The 8,623-nt window shown below is 41.4% G+C and carries 10 protein-coding genes and 1 pseudogene; 5 read left to right on the forward strand and 6 right to left on the reverse strand.

The features are described 5' to 3' along the window. Nucleotides 1–400 (forward strand): AraC family transcriptional regulator (locus AC1DSE_RS24740; protein WP_477528334.1); only part of this gene is annotated, 400 nt, incomplete at its 5' end. A gap of 3 nt (nt 401–403) precedes the next feature. Here AC1DSE_RS24740 and AC1DSE_RS24745 read toward each other — a convergent pair. From AC1DSE_RS24745 to AC1DSE_RS24760, 4 genes and pseudogenes are all read right to left on the reverse strand, one after another. Further along, a complete protein-coding gene (locus AC1DSE_RS24745) occupies nt 404–1,180 on the reverse strand; it encodes a DUF817 domain-containing protein (protein ID WP_477509827.1) in 777 nt (258 codons plus the stop codon). Between the two features lie 146 nt (nt 1,181–1,326). Continuing rightward, complete coding sequence (locus tag AC1DSE_RS24750) at nt 1,327–1,596, reverse strand: DUF3955 domain-containing protein (protein ID WP_477528335.1); 270 nt, start codon at nt 1,594–1,596, stop codon at nt 1,327–1,329. Then, nucleotides 1,586–1,723: pseudogene (locus AC1DSE_RS24755) on the reverse strand (helix-turn-helix domain-containing protein); the annotation flags it as partial. The pseudogene AC1DSE_RS24755 and the gene AC1DSE_RS24750, both read right to left, overlap by 11 nt. Beyond that, nucleotides 1,724–1,969, reverse strand: a complete 246-nt coding sequence (locus AC1DSE_RS24760) for a hypothetical protein (protein WP_477509703.1) — start codon at nt 1,967–1,969, stop codon at nt 1,724–1,726. A 295-nt stretch (nt 1,970–2,264) separates the two neighbouring features. Here AC1DSE_RS24760 and AC1DSE_RS24765 point away from each other — a divergent pair, with 295 nt between their 5' ends. The 3 genes from AC1DSE_RS24765 (at nt 2,265) to AC1DSE_RS24775 (ending at nt 5,798) form a co-directional block, all read left to right on the forward strand. Further along, entirely contained in the window at nt 2,265–2,882 is a 618-nt protein-coding gene (locus AC1DSE_RS24765) for a TetR/AcrR family transcriptional regulator (RefSeq protein ID WP_441875031.1), read from the forward strand. 47 nt (nt 2,883–2,929) lie between these two features. Then, on the forward strand, nt 2,930–5,269 hold the full coding sequence (locus tag AC1DSE_RS24770; protein WP_477509704.1) for an MMPL family transporter: 2,340 nt from the start codon (nt 2,930–2,932) through the stop codon (nt 5,267–5,269). A gap of 319 nt (nt 5,270–5,588) precedes the next feature. Beyond that, nucleotides 5,589–5,798 carry a hypothetical protein gene (locus AC1DSE_RS24775; RefSeq protein WP_076265602.1) on the forward strand — a complete coding sequence of 70 codons (210 nt, stop codon included), beginning with the start codon at nt 5,589–5,591 and terminating at the stop codon, nt 5,796–5,798. A gap of 130 nt (nt 5,799–5,928) precedes the next feature. Here AC1DSE_RS24775 and spoIIP read toward each other — a convergent pair whose 3' ends face one another. Next, nucleotides 5,929–7,182 carry a stage II sporulation protein P gene (spoIIP, locus tag AC1DSE_RS24780; RefSeq protein WP_477509705.1) on the reverse strand — a complete coding sequence of 418 codons (1,254 nt, stop codon included), beginning with the start codon at nt 7,180–7,182 and terminating at the stop codon, nt 5,929–5,931. Between the two features lie 316 nt (nt 7,183–7,498). Between spoIIP and AC1DSE_RS24785 the strand changes: the two genes are divergently transcribed. Next, entirely contained in the window at nt 7,499–7,978 is a 480-nt protein-coding gene (locus AC1DSE_RS24785; protein ID WP_477528336.1) for a TetR/AcrR family transcriptional regulator, read from the forward strand. 100 nt (nt 7,979–8,078) lie between these two features. Here AC1DSE_RS24785 and AC1DSE_RS24790 read toward each other — a convergent pair whose 3' ends face one another. Continuing rightward, entirely contained in the window at nt 8,079–8,519 is a 441-nt protein-coding gene (locus AC1DSE_RS24790) for an oxidoreductase (RefSeq protein ID WP_477509707.1), read from the reverse strand. Between the last annotated feature and the right edge of the window lie 104 nt (nt 8,520–8,623).

Consider the following 8,623-nt stretch of genomic DNA (forward strand, 5'->3'; position numbering starts at 1 on the left):
CTCTTATTCTTCGAATATCTTCCTGCAACAATTATTGGTACTCTTTGCTAGAGAACTTGAGTCAGGGCAGACCTCGCGCCAAACAGAACTCAACAATATATTAATCTATATCCATCGGAATATGGATAAAGGTATTCGGGTCGAAGAACTCATCGAACGCAGCGGCTTGTCGCGAACGTCCTTTTTTTCGCGATTCCGCGCATTAACAGGCCAATCCCCCAGCGAGTATATGCAAAATTTAAAGCTAGAATCGGCCAAAGTATCGCTGGAGACAACAAGCCTGTCAGTGAAGGAAATTTCTTCCCAGCTGCAATTTTATGACGAGTTTCATTTCTCTAAACTGTTTAAACGAAAGTATGGTCAGTCTCCAAGCAATTGGCGCTCTTCCAGAAGAACATGAATCCTAGCTGAATGATGAATCGTTTTTTGTCCGTTCCGCTTTTACATGTTTCAGCTGTGCGACGATAATGACACTAATGATTGCCAGAAGGAACCATGAGCTAATCTTACTGAAACTGACCAGCTGCCAGGTTTGATTCTGATCAGGATATTTCCAAGCATTAAAAAACGTGGCTATATTTTCAGCTAACCAAATAAAAAAACCTACAATAATAAATGAAACGGTTAACGGCATTCGATAAGTTATAGCTCTTACTCGGAATATGATCCATGTTTTCCAAAATACAATAAATACAAGCGCCGTCAGCCACCAGCGAAAATCAGGAATAAAATGATGTGTGAAAAAGTTGAAATAGATGGCTCCTCCAAGCAGCGCCGATGACGTAAGTCTAGGCCAGCCCGTCATGTCCATGCGTAGTCTCCGCCAAACCTGACACATAAAGCTTGCAACACTTGCATACATAAATCCGCTATAGAGCGGAACACCTAGCAACTTTGTATACCCTAACTCCGGGTATGACCAAGAGCCCATCCATACCTTATAGATCTCAAGCAGTAAACCAATGATATGAAATATACAGATTACTTTGATTTCATCACGTGTCTCTAATCCGCTGCGATACATGAGGTATTGCACGCCAAGCAGTACAAGTAGAATGGCATCATAACGATGAATGAAAGGTATTTCTACGATGTTAGAAAGAGCTAATGTTCCAAAAATCGCAACAGGAAATATGCAGCTCATCGCCTGATGGTAGCCAAAATGCAGTAGCTGTAACATTGATTTCAATTTATTTCTCTCCTCACCATGACCAAAGGATATAACATTTCACGACAGTGTCAACGTTCTACAACTGTCCTACGAGCTAGATCTCCCGCCATGTTAAATAAAAAAACAATTTCCTTTTCTGATCAGGAAATTGTTTTTTATTTTATTGTTCTATAAATTATGTTTATTTTTTTGATCATAGAAATGACAACCATCAACAATAATATAATCATTCCACTTAAAAATAATAGATAACTAAATGGAATTAAAAAGAACAAAGGTTCTATTAGTGTACCATCTGGAGMCACTTCGGATTTCMCCATCATTCCGATAACTAGACAAATGATTCCCAAAAAAATTGGGATAGAAGCTAATCGATATTGGTTAATCAACATACATTCTCCTTTGCCTACAAAATTAAATATCATTCATATATTCTAAAATGTCTCCAGGTTGACACTCCAAAATTTCACATATTTTTTCTAAAGTTGAAAATTTTATAGCTTTAGCTTTTCCATTTTTTAAAATTGAAACATTAGCCATTGTGATTCCTAGTCAATACCCATTTTTAGCGGTAAAGGCTTGATCGGAGCCAATATCCGAACATATTTTCCACACTAAATCTAATGCTATAAAAAAAGGATCGCAGTCACCCATATAAACGCAATAGCGGTTTTGTATAATTCCTTTAACTTCGCTGAGTCCAATAAAAATCATCTGCCCATCTCTGGATAAAAATAAATACACAACAACAAAACAAAAATCGGAAAAAACAATTATCAATTTTACCACGCTGATCATTCTTTCTGTCTCATAAAAATCCTCCTCAAAGCTAACTACAAAAATAATATCTTCATTACCTGTTTAAGTCAATATAAAATTATCGTAAAACGATAAATTTTTGTTGTTTAAATTCCACACTATGCTTTGCACTTTCCTATTTGTAAGCTCTCGCTCAAATCGTTTAGCTCAACGCCACAAATTCGTAACAACTTGCTCATTGTGCATCATTGCCCATTGGGCAATAATATAAGTAGGGAATATTTTTGAAAAAGCTTCCATTCTATTTGAAAAGGGGTGAACGCTTAAGCGTTACATGATGAACAAACAAAGCCTACGCGATATCAAAAGAGAAGCAACCGCAAATGCGCTTGCCGATGCAGCTTTCGCACTTGCTCTGGAAAGGGGAATGGATGGTTTCGTCGTCGAAGATGTCGTGCAACGCGCCGGTTACTCCAGAAGAACGTTTGCCAACCACTACTCCTGTAAAGAGGAAGCGATAGCTTCAGCAGCTCTCATCTTTAAAGGCGCCGACGAAATTGGGAATTGGATCAAAAGCTTAAACGAGGACATGTCCCCACTCGACATTCTTCACCAGTTGATGAAGCTGCATCTGACAGGAGAACATATTGGAAAACTGCGACAGCTTGTATCATTTTCGAGGCAGCACCCTACGCTTGAGCCTTACATCTTAAGCGGACTGCGCCGTTTGCAAATTATGGCTCAGGAAACTTTAGATGAGTTTTCCCATGAACGATATCCCGATGGGTACACCCACCTCCTCGCCGGAGCTGTTTATGGAGCCATGCTCCCCATTCTGGATGGCAGCCTGAGTGTGCTGTTACCAGGTCAATCCGTCGCCGAGAACCCAGAGGCCGTAACGTTCGATCAATATTTAGACACCATGTTTGGTTACTTGCGAAACGGATTTTAGTACACAACCTCACGTTATTTCTACATGCAAAGGAGAATCATTAACAGATGTCAACTTTTCTGTACAGATTGGGTAAGTCAGCCTATACCAAGCCATGGTATTTCATTATTAGCTGGATCGCAATTCTCGGAGTTGTACTCGCTATACTCGGGGTCAATGGAATCCATGTAACCTCCGATATGAAAATTGAGGGAACGGAATCGCAGAAGGTATTGGATCAGCTGTCAGCGGAACTGCCAGAAGCTTCAGGCGGACAAGCCAGCATCGTATTTACAGCTCCCAAAGACGAACGACTAGATACACCAGAGCGTTTGAGCGCCATTACTAAAGCTGTTAATGATGTTTATAACCTTGAATATGTTATTAATGCTGCTGAATTGGCTGCTAAAGCCGGCGCTTCAGCTTCAGAAAACGCTCAAGGGAGTGCACCACAACAAGGGGACGGAACAGCGCAAGCAAACACAGGTGAATTGCCTCCCTTCGGCCCTCTAATGGTCAACGGTGTTCCGGTACCTGGCGTAATGCTTGCCTCTGACGGCAGCGTTGCCCTGTTCCAATTCCAATTCACCGTTCAGCAAATGTCGCTTCCTGAATCGGTACCCGATTCCGTCATCGATGCCGCTATGTCTGTTGAACAAACGGGTATTCAAGCATTGCCAAGCGACTCGCTGTCAACTAAACCTTCCATTGGTTCGACAGAAGCTATCGGTATTGCCGTAGCTGCCGTTGTGCTATTCATGACACTTGGTTCGGTTGTTGCTGCTGGTTTGCCGCTTCTAACTGCCTTAATGGGAGTAGGAATTAGCGTAGGAGGAGCATACGCCTTCTCAAAATTCATCCATATGACTGATCTCACTCCTGTTCTAGCGCTTATGGTTGGGCTTGCCGTCGGAATTGATTACTCGTTGTTTATCGTAAATCGTCAACGCCGCATGATTCTTGATCAGGGATTAAGTGCGCGGGAAGCAGCCAGCAGAGCAGTCGGCACAGCCGGAAGTGCAGTGTTTTTCGCTGGCTTAACCGTTATTATTGCTTTGTGCGGCATGCTTGTCATCGGAATTGGCTTCTTGTCTGCCATGGCGCTTGTTGCTGCTTTGGCTGTCCTCGTCAATGTTCTGGTTGCTTTAACTCTGCTACCGGCACTGCTAGGTCTATTGGGTGAACGCATCTGCTCAGCAAAAGCGCGTACGAAGAGCAGCACCCAATCGAATAAAACTGCTCAAGGGTTCGCACACCGCTGGGTAACAGCTATAGCAAAAGGCCGCTGGCTAGTTATTGTTGCTGTTATTGTTATTCTTGGCGCAGCAGCACTACCAGTCGCAAAAATGGAAATGGGCATCCCATCAGGAGCCACGGCTAACTTAGATACACCATCAAGGCAGAGCTACGACGCCATTTCAAACGGTTTTGGCGAAGGCTTCAATGGCCCGTTGCTCCTGGTAGCAAAGCCAAAAGGCGCATCGGACAAAGTGACGCCGGAATTGCTGAATGGTCTAGTTCAAGATCTAGGGAAGCATGAAAATGTTTCGCTTGTGACACCTATGGGCGTAAACAAAACCGGAGATATGGCGATTATTAGCCTCATCCCCAAAACAGGTCCAACGGATGCAGAAACTAAAAACCTAGTTCGTGAGATTCGAGCTTCTGATTCCAGCATGGCGCTAACGTATGATGTCACGGTTGGCGTAACTGGGTTCACAGCAATTAACATCGATATGTCATCGAAGCTGGCTGAGGTGTTCCCTCTCTACGTCGGCATTATCGTTATCCTATCGCTTATTATTCTGCTGCTCGTGTTTCGCTCAATCATCGTTCCGCTCAAAGCTACGGTTGGTTTCCTTCTCAGTGTGCTCGCCACATTCGGGATTACTACGGCCGTATACCAATGGGGATGGCTGCACTCCCTCTTCGGCTTTGATACCGGCGGTCCGCTGCTCAGCTTTATGCCAATTATGGTTACCGGCATTCTATACGGGCTGGCGATGGATTATCAGGTGTTCCTCGTCAGCTCCATGCGCGAGTCTTACGTCCACGGTCATCACGGAACAGAGAGTGTCGTTCACGGCTACAATCAAGCCAGCCGTGTAGTAGTAGCCGCTGCCGTGATAATGGTGTCCGTGTTCGCAGGCTTTATTTTCGCGCATGATATTATGATTAAGCAGATCGGTTTTGCACTCGCAATCGGCATTCTTATTGACGCCTTCTTCGTACGCATGGCGCTTGTCCCAGCTGTCATGGCAGTCTTCGGCGACAAAGCTTGGTGGCTGCCGAAATGGCTAGATCGCATGCTGCCTAACCTGGATGTTGAAGGTGATAAGCTCCTAGCTGAACTGAAGAGCCAGGAGAGCGCTGCTACCATTAAGGCGAAACCTCGTCGAGCATATTGATTCAATTTTCGCTATTTTGATTTACAATAAAGGCAAACCAGATCATCTGGTTTGCCTTTTTTCACATATGATCCCAAAGTCATGCATCGGGATTTGTAGAAGAATTATTGGTTCAATTAGATTGACAAAATTATGATTGAGGATTCGTTGGGGTATACTATCACGTATTGAGATTAAAATTCACTGTTTTGTATATTTTACAACATATTCTGAAATATTTTTTCTCATTTGCATTCACTTCCATTGCTTTGTATAAAGTTATTAGTGTATTATTTGTCCTTAGAATACAAAAAAATAGAACCGTAGAGGACGTGTTTACATGCAAGCAAAAATTACACTTCAAGAAGGTCAAAGACTAATTACGAACAAAGATTTTGAAGTTGCGATTGCTCAAAAAGCAATAATCAAACCTATGCAAAACGGCATGCAGATTCGCCCAGCATCAACCATAACAGGATATAACGACGATTCTGTTCGCATGTCAGATGGAAGCATTATTCACAGAACAGCAAATTCATTTTTCGTCTAAAAACAATGTCTACAAGGCCGATGTAAAAATCGGTTTTTTTATTTTTTATATGACCCTTAACATTAAGGTAAACAACAAAATGTGAGCATGGAACAAAAAAAGCAAGGAAACTTTCCCTGCTTTTTTTACTTTATTTAATTGATTTATAATACTCCGCAAACACGTCAGCGAAAGCCTCTGCTGTTTGAAGATTTTCTTCCAGCGTATTGTTTACTCCCCCAAATTCCAGAAGCAGGCTTCCATTAGAGACGGACTGGTTGTACTCGGCATTCCCCTGGTGGGCGCTTTTCATAAGAACTCCCCTCGATATGCCAGGATACTTCTTGTTCAATAGAGCGTTTAACGCTTCGGCGAACTTTTTGTTTTCCTTATGCGCGGGATTAGCATCACCAATGACGAACATAATGCGTGCATACGTTTTACCATTAATGACAACCGTTGTTTTGCTCCGCGGAACATCAGCGTCACGGTGAATATCGAAGAAATAGGATAGTGAAGTATTAGCCTTCATCGCCTTGTCGACTGCTTTACGCGATTCAACGTAGGCTTTTGTGTAGCTTAATTTCTGTTCATTCAGTCTTTCAGTAAAGTCGGTCTGTTCAACAATGGAGGATATCCCTTTTTTCTGAAGACTCTCAGCAAGCTTCTTGCCTACAAGCGTAATGTTCACTTTGGCATCGTCGACGGAGGTCCCTTTTGAATTGCCTAATACATTTCTCCAGGACTCCCTATTATGCGTATGATAGATATACACTTTACTACCGCTTTGTTTGTTACTCCCCGTGTTCACAACCCAATTAGCAACGTAAGCGGTTCCTCCACTAGGCAGCGATACTTTATACCAATCTCCGTCTAATCCGACGACAGGAAAGGTTTCTCCAGCTCTCGCCTTGGCAACAATCTCATAATCTAAACCAGGACCTTTGCGCAAATTAGTAGTATCTACTATATTTGCTATAGCTTCCTTATCTTGACCACCACTCGGCTTGTTGGCATTTTCCTGGTTTTGTCCATTATTTGAAGTAGGTTGGCTGCCGCTGCTCTCAACCGTCTCCACTACCCAATTTGCAACATAAGCCGTGTTACCGCTGGAAAGAGTTACTTTGTACCATTCCCCTTTCGATCCAACGATTGGATAAGATGTGCCAGCCTTCGCTTTGGCAACAATCTCATATTCAAGCCCCGGTCCTTTGCGCAAATTGGTAGTATCCACAATTTTAGCGATTGTTTCTTTCTTTTGAACGGTTTGTGCGTACTGCTGTACTCCCTGGCTTAGCTTTTTTCCTGCCGACAAGTTCTGAATTGACGCATAGGCAGAATCGGATCCCCCTGCTAATAATGAAAGAATGATCGTTCCACCCAATAGTTGATTTCTTAATCTCAAAGCTAACTTTCCTCCATTTCAAATACTTATTCTACGAATTTCGACAGCAATGGAGGAAAATCCTTCTAAACTATATTCTAGAACGCGAAAATGAGCGTAAATTCCTAGTAGAGTCATTCAAAAGACATGACAAAAAACACCCCGAAGGGTGTTTTTTACTCTTGATGAGCATTATGGAGAGCCTTACTCAGAACCAGTAGCTTTCTTGGGTATTCATGAATGTTTTTTCTACTTATTTTAACTTGTTATATTCCTCATCGGTTACGGGTTCAAACCATTGAGCAGGGCCCAAAGTAGTATCAGGATCAATGGCAAGATGTCTGAAAAAAACTTTAATGAAATTACGATTCAAGATATTTCCGACAAAGCAAATGTAGGTCGAAGAACAATATACCATCATTATTTAGATAAGTTTGATCTACTGKACAAACTGATTGAAGAACATATAAACGAACTAAGGAAAATATGCAAGGCATCATCAGAATTAGATTTCGTGGCAGCAAATTTGATTATGTTCGACTATTTCGAACGTAATTTTTCTTTCTTTTCGACCATGTTAGCAAGCAGCGGTGCCTCAACATTCCGAACTCGACTCCTTGAATTTCTCATTGAAGAATTAGAAAATGACGTAGATATAACTCAAGGAATAAATAAAGGATTGAATAAAGATATTATTCTTAAATTTTTTGGTACTGCTATCGTTGGAATAATGGAAACGTATATTACGAATGGAATACCTGAATCGCCGAAAGTGATGGCAGAACAAGTGGGGATATTATTAGAGAGGAATTTATAAAAGAAAAGAATGCACTGCCGTTAATATTACTAAATAATGAAATAAGCAAGCTATCGTAGAGCCTGCTCATTAATGTACATCATTTAACTAGACTTCACCGTTAGCGTAATCGACCTATCTCAAAAGTTTTTTCTATTGTGGATTTGTAATTATCCCATTCAAAGTGGAAAGGCCCGATATTTAGCAATAAATTATTATGTTCTAAATAAAAATTACTCCATTCAACAATATCTGCTTCTTTATCTATAGCTACAGAAATATAACCACAGTCCAAATCACCACATTGAGGACAAATCATTATGGGATACCTATGATACCTATAATCAAAGGGATATTTAAATAAATAGTAATCAGTTATAAGCTTTTGTTGGTCAGCATTCCCATAGCCAAAAGCTGGTACTAAGTCGTATTCTTTTAGCCTTTGATATAAGGACACTGAATCAATGACCAAGTCAGCAAACACTGTGTTGTTCTCTTGTTTTAAACCTACTTCACCGTATCTGCTCGATAATCTTGTCTCTAGAAAATTTGTTCTAGTCATGACTCCTCCATTAAAAAACGTTAAAGTTCTTATAAAATTGTTGAGCAAACGGCAGCCATCATATCAGCCGCCGTTTTTAAGCAATCGTTATTCATTAAATAAAT

It is taken from the genome of Paenibacillus sp. 01L418, from assembly GCF_056400045.1.

Bases quoted from the DNA above. Each gene is read 5' to 3' on its own strand.
- AC1DSE_RS24745 (WP_477509827.1), bottom strand. From the start codon at position 1,180: ATGTTACAGCTACTGCATTTTGGCTACCATCAGGCGATGAGCTGCATA.
- AC1DSE_RS24760 (WP_477509703.1), bottom strand. From the start codon at position 1,969: ATGATCAGCGTGGTAAAATTGATAATTGTTTTTTCCGATTTTTGTTTT.
- AC1DSE_RS24765 (WP_441875031.1), top strand. From the start codon at position 2,265: ATGATGAACAAACAAAGCCTACGCGATATCAAAAGAGAAGCAACCGCA.
- AC1DSE_RS24770 (WP_477509704.1), top strand. From the start codon at position 2,930: ATGTCAACTTTTCTGTACAGATTGGGTAAGTCAGCCTATACCAAGCCA.
- AC1DSE_RS24775 (WP_076265602.1), top strand. From the start codon at position 5,589: ATGCAAGCAAAAATTACACTTCAAGAAGGTCAAAGACTAATTACGAAC.
- AC1DSE_RS24790 (WP_477509707.1), bottom strand. From the start codon at position 8,519: ATGACTAGAACAAATTTTCTAGAGACAAGATTATCGAGCAGATACGGT.